At 60.4% G+C, this 18,782-nt stretch carries 16 protein-coding genes; 9 read left to right on the top strand and 7 right to left on the bottom strand.

Annotated features, from left to right (window positions below; genetic code table 11):
* Positions 1–65: 65 nt before the first annotated feature.
* Both AC07XF_RS12170 and AC07XF_RS12175 read right to left on the bottom strand, forming a co-directional pair.
* On the bottom strand, positions 66–1,640 hold the full coding sequence (locus AC07XF_RS12170; protein WP_495026675.1) for a phospholipase D family protein: 1,575 nt from the start codon (positions 1,638–1,640) through the stop codon (positions 66–68).
* A 60-nt stretch (positions 1,641–1,700) separates the two neighbouring features.
* On the bottom strand, positions 1,701–3,134 hold the full coding sequence (locus tag AC07XF_RS12175; protein WP_495026676.1) for an aminotransferase-like domain-containing protein: 1,434 nt from the start codon (positions 3,132–3,134) through the stop codon (positions 1,701–1,703).
* 179 nt (positions 3,135–3,313) lie between these two features.
* On the opposite strand from AC07XF_RS12175, the gene AC07XF_RS12180 reads away from it, so the two are divergent.
* A complete protein-coding gene (locus AC07XF_RS12180) occupies positions 3,314–3,559 on the top strand; it encodes a DUF1127 domain-containing protein (protein WP_495026677.1) in 246 nt (81 codons plus the stop codon).
* A gap of 144 nt (positions 3,560–3,703) precedes the next feature.
* Here the strand turns inward: AC07XF_RS12180 and AC07XF_RS12185 are convergent, their stop codons facing one another.
* The gene (locus tag AC07XF_RS12185) at positions 3,704–5,008 is read right to left on the bottom strand and encodes an NAD(P)/FAD-dependent oxidoreductase (protein ID WP_495026678.1); all 1,305 of its coding nucleotides are present in this window, start codon (positions 5,006–5,008) and stop codon (positions 3,704–3,706) included.
* A 147-nt stretch (positions 5,009–5,155) separates the two neighbouring features.
* Here AC07XF_RS12185 and AC07XF_RS12190 point away from each other — a divergent pair, with 147 nt between their 5' ends.
* Complete coding sequence (locus AC07XF_RS12190) at positions 5,156–5,509, top strand: YkgJ family cysteine cluster protein (RefSeq protein ID WP_007975156.1); 354 nt, start codon at positions 5,156–5,158, stop codon at positions 5,507–5,509.
* A gap of 136 nt (positions 5,510–5,645) precedes the next feature.
* Here the strand turns inward: AC07XF_RS12190 and AC07XF_RS12195 are convergent, their stop codons facing one another.
* Positions 5,646–6,134, bottom strand: a complete 489-nt coding sequence (locus tag AC07XF_RS12195) for an Lrp/AsnC ligand binding domain-containing protein (protein ID WP_007975155.1) — start codon at positions 6,132–6,134, stop codon at positions 5,646–5,648.
* 157 nt (positions 6,135–6,291) lie between these two features.
* On the opposite strand from AC07XF_RS12195, the gene dadA reads away from it, so the two are divergent.
* The 6 genes from dadA (at position 6,292) to AC07XF_RS12225 (ending at position 12,585) form a co-directional block, all read left to right on the top strand.
* On the top strand, positions 6,292–7,596 hold the full coding sequence (dadA, locus tag AC07XF_RS12200) for a D-amino acid dehydrogenase (RefSeq protein WP_495026679.1): 1,305 nt from the start codon (positions 6,292–6,294) through the stop codon (positions 7,594–7,596).
* A complete protein-coding gene (locus tag AC07XF_RS12205; protein ID WP_495026680.1) occupies positions 7,568–7,921 on the top strand; it encodes a RidA family protein in 354 nt (117 codons plus the stop codon). The genes dadA and AC07XF_RS12205 overlap by 29 nt, the downstream gene beginning before the upstream one ends.
* 98 nt (positions 7,922–8,019) lie before the next feature.
* Positions 8,020–9,093: an alanine racemase gene (alr, locus tag AC07XF_RS12210; RefSeq protein WP_495026681.1), complete on the top strand. Its 1,074-nt coding sequence runs from the start codon at positions 8,020–8,022 to the stop codon at positions 9,091–9,093.
* A 128-nt stretch (positions 9,094–9,221) separates the two neighbouring features.
* Positions 9,222–9,770, top strand: coding sequence for a cupin domain-containing protein (locus AC07XF_RS12215; protein ID WP_204929726.1), 549 nt, complete (start codon positions 9,222–9,224; stop codon positions 9,768–9,770).
* A 182-nt stretch (positions 9,771–9,952) separates the two neighbouring features.
* Complete coding sequence (locus AC07XF_RS12220; RefSeq protein ID WP_495026746.1) at positions 9,953–10,375, top strand: c-type cytochrome; 423 nt, start codon at positions 9,953–9,955, stop codon at positions 10,373–10,375.
* Positions 10,376–10,653: 278 nt separating this feature from the next.
* Entirely contained in the window at positions 10,654–12,585 is a 1,932-nt protein-coding gene (locus tag AC07XF_RS12225; protein ID WP_495026682.1) for an acetyl-CoA hydrolase/transferase C-terminal domain-containing protein, read from the top strand.
* Positions 12,586–12,689: 104 nt separating this feature from the next.
* Here the strand turns inward: AC07XF_RS12225 and AC07XF_RS12230 are convergent, their stop codons facing one another.
* Together AC07XF_RS12230 and rep are read right to left on the bottom strand one after the other, a co-directional pair.
* Positions 12,690–13,262: a xanthine phosphoribosyltransferase gene (locus AC07XF_RS12230; protein WP_007975145.1), complete on the bottom strand. Its 573-nt coding sequence runs from the start codon at positions 13,260–13,262 to the stop codon at positions 12,690–12,692.
* A gap of 55 nt (positions 13,263–13,317) precedes the next feature.
* Entirely contained in the window at positions 13,318–15,327 is a 2,010-nt protein-coding gene (gene rep, locus AC07XF_RS12235; protein ID WP_495026683.1) for a DNA helicase Rep, read from the bottom strand.
* Between the two features lie 265 nt (positions 15,328–15,592).
* Here rep and AC07XF_RS12240 point away from each other — a divergent pair, with 265 nt between their 5' ends.
* Positions 15,593–17,254, top strand: a complete 1,662-nt coding sequence (locus AC07XF_RS12240) for a putative bifunctional diguanylate cyclase/phosphodiesterase (protein WP_495026684.1) — start codon at positions 15,593–15,595, stop codon at positions 17,252–17,254.
* 91 nt (positions 17,255–17,345) lie between these two features.
* On the opposite strand, the gene AC07XF_RS12245 is transcribed toward AC07XF_RS12240, so the two are convergent.
* The gene (locus tag AC07XF_RS12245; protein ID WP_495026685.1) at positions 17,346–18,740 is read right to left on the bottom strand and encodes a NorM family multidrug efflux MATE transporter; all 1,395 of its coding nucleotides are present in this window, start codon (positions 18,738–18,740) and stop codon (positions 17,346–17,348) included.
* Between the last annotated feature and the right edge of the window lie 42 nt (positions 18,741–18,782).

Consider the following 18,782-nt stretch of genomic DNA (forward strand, 5'->3'; position numbering starts at 1 on the left):
TCGTGGGCTCGGAGATGTGGAGAAGAGACAGCGGTTGCGCAGCCGGACGCAGGCTTCGCCAGCTGCTACAGCATCTTCTCCAGCCCGACGGTGTTACTCAGCCAGGCATTGACGCGCCGCCACCAGCTCCCTGGCTCCCTGGTCAGGGTGTGCATTTTTCCATCGTCTTCGGTGGTCCAGACGATCTGACCGTTTTCCATCTCCACCTGATAACTCAGGGCCGGCGCCATACCTTGCAGCGCCAGTTCACGAACCCGTGCGGCCAACTCCGGACTGTCCACCAGCACGCCGACTTCGGTGTTCCACAGTACCGAGCGCGGATCGAAATTGAACGAGCCGATAAAGGATTTCTGCTGGTCGAAGATCATCGCCTTACTGTGCAGGCTGGAGTCGGAGCCGCGATAGGAGCTGCTGGAAAATAGTTGCGGCCCGCTACCGCTGCCGCCGTTTTCACCCGGCTGACGACGCAATTCGTAAAGCTTTACGCCATGTTCCAGCAACGCCTTGCGATAGGGCGCGTAGCCACCATGCACGGCCGGCACGTCCGTGGCTTCCAGTGAGTTGGTCAGCAAACTTACGGAGACGCCAGCATCGGCGCGCCCGGTCAGGTACACCAGCCCCGGTTGGCCAGGCACGAAATAAGCCGAAATCATGATCAGCTCTTTGCGGACGCTCTCGAGTTCAGGCGCCAGTTGCGTGGTCAGCAGCAACTGCGAATCGGGCTCGCCCTTGGCCAGTACCTTGCTCGGCGCGTCCCACAGTGCCTGGTTCCAGGCCCAGATGAGTTCGCGGCGCCAGATGTCCAGGCGCGGATGCGTGGTGAAGGTCATCAAGTGCTTGTAGAGCGCGTGATTCTGTTTGCGCGTTTCCGCCAACGACTCATCCAGCCGGGTGCGAGTGTTTTCCAGGTCCCGGGGGGTGGGTTTGCTCGACAGGAATTCGTCGATCGGCTTACTCAGGGCGCTGTTCCAATATTGGTCGAAACTGTGCCCGAGTTGCTCGGCGACCGGGCCGACGCTGAGCATGTCGATGTCGGTGAAATTCATATTGGGCTTGGCATCGAAATACTCGTCGCCCAGATTGCGCCCGCCGACGATGGCCATGCTGTTGTCTGCCAGCCACAGCTTGTTGTGCATGCGTCGATGTTGTTGCGACAGGTTGAACAGGCGGCCCACGGTGCGCGTCACGCCCGTACTGCGGCCCAGATTCAGCGGGTTGAATACGCGGATCTGGATGTTCGGATGCGCGGCGAGGGTTGCGATGATGCGGTCCAGGCCGTCGCTGGCGGTATCGTCGAGCAGTACCCGCACCCGCACGCCGCGGTCAGCGGCCTTGAGCAATTCCTCGATCAACATGCGCGTGCTGATGCCGTCGTGCACGATGTAGTACTGCAAATCGAGGCTGCTTTGGGCATTGCGGATCAGTTCGGCGCGGGCGGTGAAGGCCTCGGTGCTGTCCGATAGCAGGCGAAAGCCCGATTGCCCCTTGTAAGGTGCGGCTTGTGCCTGGACCGAGCGACCGAATGCGGAGTCTGAAGCCGGCAGCGCCTGGCTCGGTACGCGCTGAACGTCGAAGCTGGAGCAACCGCTCAGGAACGAGGCGAGCAGCAGAAAAGCAAGCAGGGGCTGTCTGACTCTCACGTAGGATCGTTCCGTTTGGCGGCGCAGATAGGCATATGGACGCTGATTCCCGAATAAAAGTCAGTCGCTGAGCTGATCGGTTTCCGCCAGCAGTTTGATCGCTGTCGCACCGACCTTGCGCACCGCTTCTTCGATGAGCGGTGTTGGTTTGGCAGCGTAGTTCATGCGCAGGCAATTGCGGTACTTGCCCGAGGCGGAAAAAATACTGCCCACGGCAATCTGTACGCCCTGGTCGTGCAAGGCGCGATTCAGTTTCAGGGTGTCGAAGCCTTCCGGCAGTTCGACCCACAGCATGAAGCTGCCTTGTGGGCGACTGGCGCGAGTGCCAGCAGGAAAATAGCGAGTCACCCAATCAATCATCACGTCGCGATTGCGCTGGTATTGCGTGCGCATCCGCCGCAAATGCGGTTCGAAGTGGCCACCCTTGAGAAACTCGGCGATGGCGATTTGCGGCTGAGGCGCAGTGGAGCCGGTGCTGATGTACTTCATGTGCAACACCCGTTCCAGATAACGGCCGGGTGCGACCCAGCCGATGCGCAGGCCCGGGGCCAGGGTCTTGGAAAACGAACTGCACAACAGGACGCGCCCGTCCTCGTCGAAGGATTTGATCGTGCGCGGGCGCGGGTAGGTATAGGCCAGTTCGCCATACACATCGTCCTCGATGATCGCCACGTCAAAGCGCTGCGCAAGCGTCAACAACGCACGTTTGCGCGACTCCGGCATGATGTAGCCCAACGGGTTATTGCAGTTGGGGGTCAGCTGTATGACCTTGATTGGCCATTGCTCCAGGGCCAGTTCCAGTGCTTCAAGACTGATCCCGGTCAGCGGGTCGGTAGGGATTTCCAGGGCCTTCATGCCCAGGCCCTTGAGGGTCTGCATCGCACCGTGAAAGCTCGGCGAGTCCACCGCAACAATGTCCCCCGGCTCGCAGATTGCGCGAATGCTGGTGGACAGTGCTTCGTGGCAACCCGTAGTGACCACCAGCTCACTGGCGCCCAACTGACAGCCGGAATCGAGCATCAGGCGAGCGATTTGTTCACGCAGTTCGAGGTTGCCGTGGATGTTGTCGTAATACAGACCGGGCATGTCCTGCCGCCGGCTGATTCGCGCCAGATCGCGCAGCAGCGGTTTCATGGTCGGGCTGGTGATGTCCGGCATGCCGCGTCCGAGTTGCACCACATCTTTGCGCGGCACTGCGCGGATCAATTCCAGCACCTGATCCCATTGCGAAATGTCCACCGGACGCTGGGCCGGGCGGCCGACTGCCGGCAAATCCGGCAATTCGCGGCTGGCCGGAACGAAGTATCCGGATTTGGGCCTTGGCATGGCCAGCCCGTTGTCCTCCAGCACCCGATAGGCCTGCTGCACCGTGCTCAGGCTGACGCCGTGCTCGACGCTCAGCGCCCGTACTGAAGGCAGTCGGTCACCGGGGCGATAGAAGCCCTGTTCAATACGTGTGCCGAGCAACTCGGCGAGGTTGACGTAAAGAGTCATGGTGCAGCCTCGATAGGGGTGATTCGGTTAACCAGTACAGATCAGGCAAAAAATCAGGATTCAGTGGCGGAATCGGCAAAACTGTATTGAGTTAATACAGTTGCATTGAATCTGTATTGCTTTTGCGCGCCCTCGCATCATGGAACCTCTGGCTACCCAAGTAAACAGGAGCATCCAAGATGAACGGTTTGAGCGATGTGCGGCTGACGTTACGCAGTCAGGAACTGGCGGCAGGGCAGAACAACGGCACGCGGGAGGCGGGCATGCGCAATGCGTCGTCCGGCCTGAGTCGCTGGGATCAGTTCTGGCGCCGGCTGCGCACGCGCAAGGCGTTGTTGACCCTGACACCCAACCAGCTCAAGGATATCGGGCTGACGCGGGAGCAGGCGTTGGAGGAGGGGCTGAAGCCTTTCTGGCGGATCTGAAATCCATGGTGATTTTTAGGCCCATTCGCGAGCAAGCCCGCTCCCACATTAGATCTTCAGTGAACACAGATTCTGTGTTCGACACGGATCAACTGTGGGAGCGGGCTTGCTCGCGAAGGCGTCGGTACAGACACCGCCAATCCTTCAGACCAACTCTTTAAGCCGATGCCACAACATCCCCAGTGCCAGCAACGGCGAGCGCAAATGCTTGCCGCCGGGGAAGGTGATATGCGGCACTTTGGCAAACAGATCGAAGCCGCCGCTGTGCTGGCCGCTGATGGCTTCGGCCAGCAGTTTGCCGGCCAGGTGCGTGGCATTCACACCATGACCGGAATAGGCCTGGGCGTAATACACATTCGGCTGGTCCTTGAGTCGGCCGATCTGCGGCAGGCGATTGGCGCCGATGCCGATCATGCCGCCCCATTGATAGTCGATCCTCACACCAGACAGTTGCGCAAAGACTTCGAGCATTTTCGGACGCATGTACGCGGCGATGTCTTTCGGGTCGCGGCCTGAATAATGGCAGGCGCCGCCGAACAACAGGCGCCGGTCCGCCGAGAGCCGGTAATAATCCAGCGCCACCCGTTGATCGCAGACCGCCATGTTCTGCGGCAGCAGGGCGTGGGCCAGTTCTTCGCTCAAGGGTTCGGTGGCGATGATGTAGCTGCCGGCGGGCAGGACTTTGCCGCTGAGTTCCGGGTTGAGGTTATTGAGGTAGGCATTGCAACCCAACACCAGGGTTCTGGCGCGTACCGAGCCCTCTGCGGTATGGACCTTGACCTCGGGGCCGTAGTCGATGCGGGTCACGGCCGATTGCTCGAACAACTGGACCCCCAGTCGTTGTGCGGCTGCGGCTTCGCCCAAGGCCAGGTTCAGTGGATGCAGGTGCCCCGAACCCATGTCGATCAGGCCACCGACATAACGCGTAGAGCCGACCACGGTGTGCATCTCATTGGCTTGCAGCAAACGAGTCTCGTAGCGATAACCGAGGTTGCGCAGTTCTTCGGCATCTTCGGCGAAACCTTCAAGGTCACGGGGCTTGTTGGCGAGGTCGCAGTAACCCCAGGTCAGGTCGCAGGGGATCTGAAAACGCTCAACCCGTTGCCGGACGATTTCCACCGCTTCCAGGCCCATGAGTTTCATTTGCCGCACGCCTTCGACACCGATGACATTGGTGAACTGATCGAGGCCGTGGCCAACGCCGCGAATCAGCTGCCCGCCATTGCGTCCACTGGCGCCCCAACCGATTTTGTGGGCTTCAAGCAACACCACGCTGAGTCCGCGATCGGCCAGCTCAAGCGCCGTGTTCAACCCTGAAAACCCGCCACCCACTACACAGACGTCGGCCAACACTTCGCCTTTGAGCACCGGATGTTCGGGCTGCGGCAGGCTGCTGGCGGCGTAGTAGGAAGCGGTGTGGCTGACAGGCTGTTGAGCACGGGCATTCATGTGCGTGTTCCTGATTCTTGCGTTTAGAAAACTTGACGGAGCATAAGCCGGACCTTCCCGGGCGGGCAACATTGGTCGGCTGGTGCTGTCTGGATCGGGGCTTTTGCGTCAGAATCGCGCTCTATTCCGCTTTGGGTCACCGCTGCAATGAGCTGCAACAGCCAGACAATTCGCACATTGCGACAACAGATTCCCTCGTTCGAGTGCGTGCCCGGTTGCCATGACTGCTGCGGACCGGTGACCACCTCGCCGGAAGAAATGTCGCGCCTGCCGCGCAAGACTCGCGCCGAGCAGGATGCCGCGATGGAAGAGCTCAATTGTGTGCATCTGGGGCCGAATGGTTGCACGGTGTATGACGAGCGGCCGCTGATCTGCCGGTTGTTCGGCACCACCAAGACCTTGCCGTGCCCCAATGGGCGGGGGCCGGTGGAGCTGATTCATCCACGGGTTGAGAAGCAGGTGTTCGAGTACATGGCCAGTACTCGGCAGGTGTTGGTCTAGATAGACCGAGTCGCTGCCTTCGCGAGCAAGCCCGCTCCCACATTGGATCTTTAGTGAACACAAAGTTTATGTTCGACACGGATCAACTGTGGGAGCGGGCTTGCTCGCGAAAGCGGCTGAACAGACACCGCAAATCTCAATCCGGAATCGGCAAGGTCAGGCTCTCTTTCACCTCTTCCATCACGATGTAACTCTTGGACTCGCGCACGTGGGGCAGCTTGAGCAGGATGTCGCCCAGCAATTTGCGATACGAGGCCATCTCGGAAATCCGCGCCTTCACCAGGTAGTCGAAATCCCCTGAAACCAAGTGACACTCCAGCACATGGGGCAATTTCAGCACCGCGCGTCGGAACTCTTCGAAAGTATCGCCGGATTTGTAGTCCAGGCTGATCTCGACGAACACCAGAAGACTACCCTTCAGGTGCTGCGGATTGAGCCGGGCGTTGTAGCCCATGATGATCCCCTCGCGCTCCAGGCGCCGGACCCGCTCAGTGCAGGGCGTGGTCGAGAGCCCGACCTTTTCCCCAAGCTCCGTAAAGGAAATCCGCCCGTCCGCTTGCAGGATCCGCAAGATGTTGCGGTCGATCTTGTCCAGCTCACGTTTGGTCTGAGTGTTGGTACGCATAGGGGATGCGCCTCCGTGAAAAGGGTTTTTGCCGAGAATTGTCGCCAAATATAGGCGCTTATATAGTGAAAAGCACTGGCAAATCTTTTTTACACTGCGCGCATCTAAAGCTCTGAATAACAAACGTCAGCGGTTAGCCGCGATGAGGGATATGAAAATGCGCGTCATGGTCTTGGGTAGCGGCGTTATCGGTACCACCAGTGCTTATTACTTGGCCCGCGCCGGGTTTGAAGTAGTGGTTGTCGACCGGCAGCCAGCTGCTGCCATGGAGACCAGTTTCGCCAACGCCGGGCAAGTCTCGCCGGGTTATGCCTCGCCGTGGGCCGCACCGGGTGTGCCGCTCAAAGCCATCAAGTGGCTGTTGCAGCGCCATGCACCCTTGGCGATCAAGGCCACTGCCGACATCGACCAGTACCTGTGGATGGCACAGATGCTGCGCAACTGCACTGCCAGCCGTTACGCGGTGAACAAGGAGCGCATGGTCCGTCTGTCCGAGTACAGCCGTGACTGCCTCGACGAACTGCGCCTGGAGACCGGCATCGCCTACGAAGGCCGCAGCCTCGGTACCACCCAACTGTTCCGCACCCAGGCTCAACTGGACGGCGCGGCGAAAGACATCGCCGTGCTGAAAGAGTCCGGCGTGCCGTTCGAACTGCTCGACCGCGAAGGCATCGCCCGCGTTGAGCCGGCCCTGGCCAGCGTCACTGACATCCTCGCCGGTGCCCTGCGCCTGCCGAACGACCAGACTGGCGACTGCCAGATGTTCACCACCAAGCTCGCCGAGATGGCCGCGAAGCTCGGTGTGCAGTTCCGTTTCGGCCAGGACATCCAGCGCCTCGACTTCGCCGGTGACCGCATCAACGGCGTGTGGATCGACGGCAAGCTGGAAACCGCTGACCGCTACGTGCTGGCACTCGGCAGCTACTCGCCGCAACTGCTCAAACCGCTGGGCATCAAGGCACCGGTTTATCCGCTCAAGGGTTACTCGCTGACCGTGCCGATCACCAACCCGGCGATGGCACCGACCTCAACCATTCTCGATGAGACCTACAAAGTCGCGATCACCCGTTTCGACAACCGCATCCGCGTCGGCGGCATGGCCGAGATTGCCGGTTTTGACCTGTCGCTGAACCCGCGTCGCCGCGAAACACTGGAGATGATCGTCAACGATCTTTATCCTCAGGGCGGCGATCTGGCCCAGGCTGATTTCTGGACCGGCCTGCGTCCGACCACTCCGGACGGCACCCCGATTGTTGGCGCCACCCCGTTCAAGAACCTGTTCCTGAACACCGGTCACGGTACGCTCGGCTGGACCATGGCTTGTGGTTCGGGTCGTTTGCTGGCTGACCTGATGGCGAAGAAAAAGCCGCAGATCAGCGCCGAAGGCCTCGATATTTCCCGTTACGGCAACAAAACCCAGGAGTCTGCAAAGCATGTCAGTCCAGCGCCAGCTCACCAATGAGCGCATGAGTCAGATCGTCACCCATAACGGCACGGTTTACCTGGCCGGACAGGTCGGCGATGACATGAACGCCGGGATTGAACAGCAGACCCGTGAAACCCTCGCCAACATCGAGCGTTTGCTCGATCTGGCTGGCACCGACAAGCACCATCTGCTGTCGGTGACGATTTACCTGAAAGACATCGACGCGCATTTCGAAGGCATGAACGCGGTGTGGGACCAGTGGCTGCCAAGCGGTGTTGCCCCGGCCCGCGCCACGGTTGAGTCGAAACTGTGCGAGCCGGAAATCCTGGTCGAGCTGTCGGTTGTCGCCGCTCTGCCATAAGCCTGTCAGAAAGATCCCTCTCCCGGTGCTGTTGGCGGTTCACGCCGTCAGCCAGCGCCGGTTTTTTTTCCCGTTAACCCGACCAGAAGTGTGCCGCCATGCGTCCTGCCCGTGCCCTGATCGACCTTCAAGCCCTGCGTCACAACTACCGAATCGCCCGTGAACTCACGGGGGCCAAAGCCCTCGCGGTGATCAAGGCCGATGCCTATGGCCATGGCGCTGTGCGGTGCGCGCAAGCGCTGGAAGCCGAGGCGGACGGGTTTGCCGTGGCCTGCATTGAAGAGGCGTTGGAGCTGCGGGCAGCGGGTATTCATGCACCGGTGCTGTTGCTGGAAGGCTTTTTCGAAGCCGACGAGTTGTCACTGATCGTCGAGCATGATTTCTGGTGTGTGGTGCATTCGCTGTGGCAGCTCGAAGCCATCGAGAAAGCCGCGTTGAGCAAGCCGATTACCGTGTGGCTGAAGCTTGATTCGGGCATGCACCGCGTGGGGCTGCACCCGGCGGATTATCAGGCGGCTTATCAGCGTCTGCTGGCCAGCGGCAAGGTCGCGAAAGTGGTGCTGATGAGTCACTTTGCCCGTGCCGACGAACTGCACGAACAGGCCAGCGCCGAACAGGTGGCGGTGTTTGAAGCGGCGCGTAAAGGTTTGTCCGCCGAAGTGAGTTTGCGCAACTCGCCGGCAGTGCTCGGCTGGCCGCAGATTCCGAGTGATTGGGTGCGTCCGGGCATCATGCTCTATGGCGCCACGCCCTTCGAAGAAGCCAACGAAGTGGCATCACGCCTGCAACCGGTCATGACCCTGGAATCGAAAGTGATCAGTGTGCGCGAGTTGCCGGCTGGCGAACCCGTCGGTTACGGCGCCAGATTCATCACTCCTAAACCGATGCGCATTGGCGTCGTGGCCATGGGTTATGCCGACGGCTACCCGCGCTTGGCACCGACCGGCACGCCAGTGCTGGTGGCCGGGCAGCGCAGCCAGTTGCTCGGTCGGGTGTCGATGGACATGCTCTGTATCGACCTGACCGATGTGCCGCAGGCCGGTCTCGGTTCGACCGTCGAGTTGTGGGGCAAAAACATCCTCGCCAGTGATGTAGCCATGGCTGCCGGCACGATTCCTTACCAGATTTTCTGCAACCTGCGCCGAGTGCCACTGCTCTATTCCGGGGCTTAGTGCGCAGGGCTCCAGACCGGAAGTCGCCTCGCTGAGCAGGATTCAGGTCAAGGTGTTGTAAATACTGAACGCTGTCGCCATGATAACGCTCACTATTTCAACAATCCTGAATCCTGGAGGCGCAAGCTTTGGACGTCGGTGAACGACTGCAATCCATCCGTAGGCTCAAAGGCCTTTCCCAGCGTGAACTCGCCAAGCGGGCGGGGGTCACCAACAGCACGATTTCGATGATCGAGAAGAACAGCGTGAGCCCTTCGATCAGTTCGCTGCGCAAGGTGTTGGGCGGGATTCCCATGTCCATGGTCGAGTTCTTTTCCGAAGAGATCCTGCAGGAAAAACCGACTCAGATCGTCTACAAGGCCAACGAGCTGATCGATATTTCCGATGGCGCCGTGACCATGAAACTGGTCGGTCGGGCCCACCCGAGCCGGGCTATCGCATTCCTCAATGAAATTTATCCGCCAGGCGCCGACACCGGTGACGAGATGCTCACCCATGAAGGCGAGGAAACCGGCATCCTGGTCGAAGGAAAACTGGAACTGGTGGTCGGTCTCGAAACTTTTGTACTCGAAGCCGGCGATAGCTACTACTTTGAAAGTACCAAGCCACACCGTTTCCGGAATCCGTTCGATATGCCGGCGCGACTAATCAGCGCAGCAACGCCGGCGAATTTCTAAGAAAAAAGGCGTCCTGCCAGTATCACCGAGGCGCCCGGGCTGTTTTTCCGCCGCAGCCTAAGACCACTCCGATTTTGGGGTTGTTTCAGTGCGACGGGCTTACCGCTATACTTGCGCCCGCCTGCGAACCGTGGCCGTAGGCGTGACTAGCCACCATTGAGGGTGAACGCGTGAACCTAATTATGAAAATGCTGGCTGCACCAGCAACCGTATTGGCCCTATGGGCTGTCAGTGTCAGCGCTCAAGCTGCGACCAACGACGATATTGCTAAACGCCTTGAGCCAGTCGGTCAGGTTTGTGTTCAGGGTAAAGAGTGCAAGGGCATGGAGGTGGCCACTGCCGCTGGCGGCGGTGGTGGTGCGAAAACTCCGGATGAAGTGATTGCAAAACATTGCAACGCTTGCCACGGCTCAGGCCTGTTGGGCGCGCCGAAAATCGGTGATGCCGCCGCTTGGGGCGAGCGCGCCAAGAAAGAAGGCGGTGTTGACGGCCTGCTCGCCAAGGCGATCTCCGGCCTCAACTCGATGCCGCCAAAAGGCACCTGCGCCGATTGCGCAGACGCCGAGCTCAAAGGCGCGATCCAGAAGATGTCCGGCCTGAAATAAGCCTGAGTCTTCCTGCTGAAAAGCCGCTTTCGAGCGGCTTTTTTGTGCCCGCTGTTTTGTCCTGAAGACAATGAAGAACCCTTTTGGGAGCGGGCTTGCTCGCGAAAGCGGTGTGTCAGTCAACATTGATGGCGACTGACACGGCCTCTTCGCGAGCAAGCCCGCTCCCACAAAGGATCTTCGGTGCTGGCATGATTTGGCGTCTGAGGCTGTTCATTGCAGCCAAGACCCGGCAAGCTCGGTCCAACCCCAATTCATGGAACGTGAGGGAGGATCCGATGGTGCAGCTGTGTTCTATCGAGCAGGCGGTCGATGACGTACTGGCGCGGTTGCCGGTCCACCTTCACATGGGCCTGCCCCTGGGCCTGGGCAAACCCAACCACTTCGTCAACGCGTTGTATCGACGTATCGCGCAACTGCCAGAGCGGCGGCTGACGATCTACACCGCGCTGTGCCTGGGTCGTCCCTCACTGGGTGACGGACTGCAAAAACGCTTCCTCGAACCCTTTATCGAACGGGTGTTCGGCGATTATCCCGAGCTGGATTTCCTCGCCGACCTGCATCGCGACCAACTGCCGGGCAATATCCACATTCAGCAGTTCTTCATGCAGCCCGGCAGCCTGCTCAACAGTGCGGCGGCGCAGCAGGACTACGTCAGCAGCAATTACAGCCATGCGGCGCGGGACATCAATGCTGCCGGGTTGAATCTGGTCGCTCAGTTGGTCGCCAGTCATGCCGGGCAACCCGACCGCTTGAGCCTGAGCTGCAACCCGGACATCACCCTCGATCTGCTGCCGATGATTGCCAGGCGCCGTGCCGCCGGAGAAACCATCCTGATGGTCGGCCAGGTGCACAACGATCTGCCTTACATGCCCGGCGATGCGGAACTCGGTATCGACACCTTCGACCTGCTGATCAATGAGAAAGACAACACCACGCTGTTTTCCACGCCGAACATGCCGGTGGGGTGTCAGGACCATTTCATCGGCCTGCACGCCAGCACCCTGGTGCGTGACGGTGGCACCTTGCAGATCGGCATCGGCTCCATGGGCGATGCGCTGACGGCGGCGCTGCTGGCACGGCAAGCGGACAACGACGCTTACAAGGCGTTGCTGGCCGACGTAAACCTCAGCCACTGGGCGCAACTGATCGAGCGCGCAGGTGGCATCGAACCATTCGCCAAAGGCCTGTATGGCTGTAGCGAAATGTTCGTCAACGGCTTGCTGGTGCTGGCGGATGCCGGAATCGTGCGGCGCAAGGTTTACCCGGACGTAGCAACCCAGCAACAGGCGAATGCCGGCACCCTGGATGAGGCCGCACAAACCGACGGCATTTCTGTGCATGGCGGCTTCTTCCTCGGCCCGCGCACCTACTACGAACGCTTGCGTGAGTTGCCACAAAGCAAGCGACTCGAATTCAACATGACCCGCATCAGCTACATCAACGAGCTCTATGGCCAGGAAGAACTCAAGCGTTTGCAGCGTCTTGATGCACGGTTCATCAACACTGCGTTCACCGTGACATTGCTGGGTGCCGCTGTTGCGGATCAGCTCGAAGATGGACGTGTGCTCAGCGGCGTAGGCGGGCAGTACAACTTCGTGGCTCAGGGCCATGCGCTGCAAGGCGCGCGTTCGGTGTTGCTGCTGCGCAGCTGGCGTGAGTCTGGCGGCGAGGTCAGCTCGAACATCGTTTGGGAGTATGGCCACTGCACGATTCCCCGGCACTTGCGGGACATTGTGGTCACCGAATACGGCATCGCCGATCTTCGCGGCAAAACCGATGCGGCAGTGATTGAGGCCTTGCTCAACATCAGCGACTCGCGTTTTCAGCCGGGATTGATCGAGCGGGCGCAGAAAGTCGGCAAATTGCCCAAGGACTTCCGTCTCGATCCACGCTTTGCCGATAACACTCCGCAACGGTTGCAGGGCATTCAGGCACGGCATCCGCAACTGTTTCCAGAGTATCCGCTGGGGTGTGATTTCACCGAGGTCGAGCGAGATGTATTGCGGGCGCTGAACTGGCTCAAGAGCAAGTTCAAGCTGAGCGAGGTGCTGGAATTGGGCAAGGCGGCGCTGGATGCGCCGGAGGCAGCAGCGTTCCCGGAGCATCTGGAGCGCATGCAACTGGCCAACACGGAGGGGCTGAAGGAGGATTTGTACCAGCGCTTGTTGCTGGCCGGCCTCAAGGCCACCGCACGAAACCCATTGTAGGAGCTGGCTTGCCAGCGAAGGCGGCGTGACATACAACAAGGATGTTGGATGTGATGGCCTCTTCGCTGGCAAGCCAGCTCCTACAGGGGGTTTGCGGTGTGGTGTTATTCGATGAAGGTCACGACACCATCGGCCAGCGACTTCACGCGAGCCAGGGACTCTACGCGATAACCCTGCGAGTCCAGTTCCGCACGGCCGCCCTGGAACGACTTCTCGATCACGATGCCCAGGCCCGCCACGGTCGCGCCGGCCTGTTTGATGATCGAAATCAGCGCCTGGGACGCCTTACCGTTGGCCAGGAAGTCATCGATGATCAGCACGCGGTCGCTGCTGGTCAGGTGGCGCGGGGAGATCGCCACGGTGCTTTCGGTCTGCTTGGTGAACGAGTAAACGGTCGCCGACAGCAGGTTTTCGGTGAGGGTCAGGGACTGGTGCTTGCGGGCGAAAATCACCGGCACACCGAGGTTCAGGCCGGTCATGATCGCCGGGGCGATGCCCGAGGCTTCGATGGTGACGATCTTGGTGATGCCCGAATCCTTGAACAGCGTGGCGAATTCGTCGCCGATCAGCTTCATCAGGGCCGGGTCGATCTGGTGGTTCAGAAAGGCGTCGACCTTCAGGACCTGGTCGGAAAGCACAATGCCTTGTTCGCGAATTTTCTGGTGCAGGGCTTCCATGAAGCTGTCCTCTTTTGGCGCCTGTGCGCCGAAGGTCATATAAAAGTGGTCAATTCTAGCGCTTTAACATCGCGCGTATATCCGCCAATGCGTTGTTGCCTCGCACGGCTTTGACTTCGGTCGGTGTGTCGTCGTTGCCTTCCCAGGCCAGATCGTCCGGCGGCAACTCATCGAGGAAGCGGCTCGGCGCGCAATCGATGATCTCGCCGTACTGCTTGCGCTTGGCGGCGAAGGTGAAGGCCAGGGTCTGGCGCGCGCGGGTGATGCCCACGTAGGCCAGGCGACGTTCTTCTTCGATGGTGTCGGCTTCGATGCTGGAACGGTGCGGAAGGATTTCCTCTTCCATGCCCATGATGAACACGTAGGGGAACTCCAGGCCCTTGGAGGCATGCAAGGTCATCATCTGCACGCCTTCGGCACCGTCTTCCTCTTCCTGCTGGCGCTCCAGCATGTCACGCAGGACGAGTTTGCCGATGGCGTCCTCAACGGTCATTTCGCCGTCTTCGTCTTTTTCCAGGGTGTTCTTCAGGGCCTCGATCAGGAACCAGACGTTGCCCATGCGGTAATCCGCGGCCTTGTCGCTGGAGCTGTTGGTACGCAGCCAGTTCTCGTAGTCGATGTCCATGACCATGCTGCGCAGGGCCGAGATCGGGTCCTCACCGGCGCATTGCTCGCGCACCCGGTCCATGAAGCGTTTGAAGCGCGACAGGCGATCGGTGAAGCGCGAATCCAGGTGTTCGCCCAAACCCATCTCATCGGTGGCGGCGTACATCGAGATTTTGCGCTCGGTGGCGTAGTTGCCCAGTTTCTCAAGCGTGGTCGAACCGATTTCACGGCGCGGCACGTTGATCACCCGCAGGAACGCGTTGTCGTCATCCGGGTTCACGATCAGGCGGAAGTAGGCCATCAGGTCCTTCACTTCCTGGCGTCCGAAAAAGCTGTTGCCGCCGGACAGGCGATACGGCACCTGGTGATGCTGCAATTTCAGCTCGATCAGCTTGGCCTGGTAGTTGCCGCGATAGAGGATCGCGAAATCGCTGTACGGGCGGTCGGTGCGCAAGTGCAGGCTGAGGATTTCCATGGCCACACGCTCGGCCTCGGCGTCCTCGTTGCGGCAACGGATCACGCGGATCTCGTCGCCGTGGCCCATTTCACTCCACAGCTGCTTTTCGAACTCGTGGGGGTTGTTCGAGATCAACACGTTGGCGCAGCGCAGAATGCGGCTGGTGGAGCGGTAGTTCTGCTCCAGCATCACCACTTTCAAGGACGGGTAGTCGTCCTTGAGCAGCATCAGGTTTTCCGGGCGGGCACCGCGCCAGGCGTAGATCGACTGGTCGTCGTCGCCCACTACGGTGAACTGGTTGCGCTTGCCGATGAGCATTTTCACCAGCAAATACTGGCTGGCGTTGGTGTCCTGGTATTCGTCGACCAGCAGGTAACGCACCTTGTTCTGCCACTTTTCCAGGATGTCGGCGTGCTCTTCGAACAGCTTCACCGGCAGCAGGATCAGGTCGTCGAAGTCCACTGCGTTGAACGCCTTGAGCGTGCGCTGGTAGTGGGTGTAGACGATGGCGGCGGTCTGTTCCTTGGGGTTGCGCGCGTTTTCCAGGGCCTGGGCCGGCAGGATCAGGTCGTTTTTCCAGGCGCCGATCATGTTCTTGATCTCGTCGACGCCATCGTCGCCCGAGTATTCCTTCTGCATGATGTCGGTCATCAGGGCTTTGACGTCGGTCTCGTCGAAGATCGAGAAGCCCGGTTTGTAGCCCAGCCGCACATGCTCCTTGCGGATGATGTTCAGGCCCAGGTTGTGGAACGTGCAAACCGTCAGCCCGCGACCTTCACCGGCACGCAACAGGGTGCCGACCCGTTCCTTCATCTCGCGGGCGGCCTTGTTGGTAAAGGTCATGGCGACGATGTACTGGGCGCGAATGCCGCAGTTCTGGATCAGGTGCGCGATTTTGCGTGTGATTACGCTGGTCTTGCCGGAGCCTGCACCGGCGAGCACCAAAAGAGGGCCGCCGACGTAGCTCACGGCTTCTTGCTGCCGGGGATTGAGTCGGGACATAGGTAAATTCAGGAGTCAGTCACAAAATGGGCCGGCATTTTAACAGGCTCAGCGAATTGTGCTGCTCTGTCCGACTTGTGACGTACCGCGCTTTCTGCAATTGCCGGTTTTGTTACTTTCACGCAGGATGCGCAACGAATTTGCGGCTAATGTTCGTAATTCCAGATACAAAGGGCTCGATTTGATGACTGATGTCTTTGGTCATTGGTTATCGGAACGGCATAATGCCCGTCGCCTACATCTTTGCAGAGTCTAGGGAGCTAGCTTGTCTACGCCTGTCGAACCCTTGCGTTTGCTGCTACTGGCCGAAGAGCCAGCGTGGGCAGCGTTGTTGCGCGAGTGTCTGGCTCCGATGGGGAGCTCGGCCGTGCTCATCAGCGCGCCGAGTTGGGAGTCGGTCAGCAGCCTGTTCGATGACAACCGCAGCGCGGTGTTATTGACCATCCCGCAACTTCAACCGGCGCCGGGCCGTTGCAGCCTGCCGACGGTGTTGCTGCTCGACCATGAGCCGCTGACCCCGCCCGACGGTGTAAGTGACTGGCTGGTGCGCGATCATCTCGATCCGGGCATGTTGCGCCGTTGCCTGCGCCATGTGCGCGAACGTGGGGTGCTGGAAAACACCCTGCAACGTCTGGCCGAGCAGGATCCGCTCACCGGCATCGCCAATCGCCAGGGCTTTCAGACCTTGCTGACGGCGCGGCTGGCGGAAAGCGACGGTCGCGGCCTGGCCCTCGGTCATCTCGACCTCGACAACTTTCGTTATGCCAACGATGCCCTCGGCCATCAGGCCGGTGACCGCCTGATCCTGCAAGTGGTGGCGCGGCTCAAGAGCCAGCTTGAGGCCGGCGATCAACTCGCGCGCCTGGGCAGTGATGAATTCGCGCTGCTGATCGACACCCGTCGTGCTCCCCAGCGTGCCGAGTGGATGGCCGAGCGCATCAGCGAAGCGCTGGCCGAGCCTTATTGGGTCGACGGCGAAAGCCTGTTGATCGGCTCCAGCCTGGGCATTGCCCATGCCCGGGCCCAGGCCGGCGCGGATCCGCTGATGTGGCACGCGCACATCGCCATGCAGCAGGCCAAAAGCACGCAAGGTTGCACCTTTCACATTTTTAACGAACGCATCAACCGCAATGCCCGCAGCATCGCCGACCTCGAAACCGAACTGCGCCGGGCGCTGCGCCGCGATGAGCTGGAATTGCACTACCAGCCACGGCTGAACCTTGAAGACGGACAGATCGTCGGCCTCGAAGCTTTGGTGCGCTGGCGGCATGCCGAGCGCGGCTTGCTACCGCCGAGCGAATTCGTGCCGCTGGCTGAGCAAAGCGGTCTGATTGTGCCGCTGGGGTACTGGGTGATTTCCCGGGCCTTGCGCGACATGCAGGCGCTGCTTGAGCTGGGTTTGCCGCCGTTGCACATGGCGATCAACCTGTCATTCCGGCAGTTCCAGGACAGCCAGTTGCTGTCGACCCTGAGTCACCTGATTGCCGAGCGCGGCGTCGAGGCGAAGTGGCTGGAGTTCGAGCTGACCGAAACTGCGGTCATGCGCCGCAGCGATCTGGTCAAGCAGACCATGGACGCCCTCGGGCGCCTCGGTGTGCGCTTCTCACTCGACGATTTCGGCACCGGGTTCTCGTCGTTTGTGCACCTCAACAGCCTGCCGATCACTTTGCTGAAGATCGACAAGAGCTTTGTTGGCGGCATGGAACAGCGTGAGGAGAACCGCAAACTGGTCCACGCGATGATCAACCTGGCGCACAACCTCAACCTTGAAGTGGTTGCCGAAGGTGTAGAGACGCCGGAGCAACTGGATCTGCTGCGCGGGTTCGAGTGCGATCAGGTGCAGGGGTATTTGATCAGCAGGCCATTGCCGCTGGCCGAACTGGTGGAGTACCTGACGTTTGATTCCAGCCGGCAGGCGGTCTTGTAGGAGCTGGCTTGCCAGCGAAGGGGCCATCATATTCAACGTCGAAGCTGAATGTGCCGGCCTATTCGCTGGCAAGCCAGCTCCTACAGGGGTCTCATTCGGTCTGAACGGCCTCGAAATGCTGCGATGACGGCTCCCGCCGAATCATCCGCTTCATTTTCCACTCGAACCCCAGCGTCAGGCTCACCGCCGCGAACGCCAGGCCCAGCGCCAGGCCCCACCAGACGCCCGTTGGCCCCCAGTGCAAGTGGAACGCCATCCACCACGCCGCCGGAGCGCCGATCAGCCAATAGCAACCCAGGCCGACGAGGAAAGTAGTCTTGGCATCCTTGAGTCCGCGAATGCAGCCCATGGCGATGGTTTGGGTGCCGTCAAACAGCTCGAACCACGCCGCCACTGCCAACAGGCTCACGGCCAGGTTGATGACATCGCGGAACGCCGGGTCGTTGTGGTCGAGGAACAAACCGACCAACTGGTTTGGCAGCAGCCAGAAGACCATGGCGAAACACAGCATCGCCGCAGCCCCGAAGGCGATCCCGACCCGCCCGGCCAGACGCGCATCCAGCAATTGCCCGGCGCCGTAATGTTGGCCGATGCGCATGGTGATCGCGTAGGAAATACCTGCCGGGACCATGAACGCCACCGAAACGATTTGCAGGGCGATCTGGTGTGCGCCCAGTTGCGTGCTGCCCATGGTGCCCATGCACAGGGCGGCGAAGGCAAACAGCCCGACTTCCACCGCGTAGGTGCCGCCAATCGGCAAGCCCAGGCGCCACAGTTCCTTCAGATAGTGCCGATTGAGCCGCGACAAACCCTGACACAGCGGATAGGCGTCATAAGCCGGATGCCGACGAATGTGCCACGCCAGCGCAATTGCCATCAGGTTGGCGACAATCGCCGTGACCAGCCCGATGCCCATCAGCCCCAATTTTGGCAAGCCGAACATCCCGGTAATCAATGCATAGTTGAGCAGGAAGTTGGCCACGGTCCCGCCCAGGCTGATAACCATCACCGGCGTCGCACGGCCAATGGCGCTGGTGAACCCGCGCAGGGCCATGAAGCTCAGGTAGCCGGGCAGGGCGAAGGGCAGGAAGATCAAAAACTGCCCGGCCGCGTTGACGTTGCTTTCGGTCTGGCCGAACAGTAGCAGCACCGGTTTGAGGTTCCACAGCAGCAAACCGGCGACCAGCGCCATCAGCCATGCCAGCCACAACCCGGCCTGGGTCAGCCGGGTAGCCCCGAGAATGTCGCCGGCCCCCTGACGGATCGCCACCAGTGTGCCGACGGCAGCTATCACGCCGATGCAGAAAATCGACACGAACGAATAGGTCGCCGCGCCGAGCCCGCCACCGGCCAGCGCCTCGGGACTCAGGCGCGCCATCATCAGGGTGTCGGTGAGGACCATCAGCATGTGCGCCAACTGCGAGGCAATCAGCGGCCCCGCCAACCGCAGGATGGCCCAGAGTTCAATACGTGCTGGATGCTGCATGGTCATCACGCTCGATTATCAAAGGGAACAGGAAAGCACCGA

The sequence above is a fragment of the Pseudomonas sp. GW821-FHT01C01 genome, assembly GCF_059422645.1.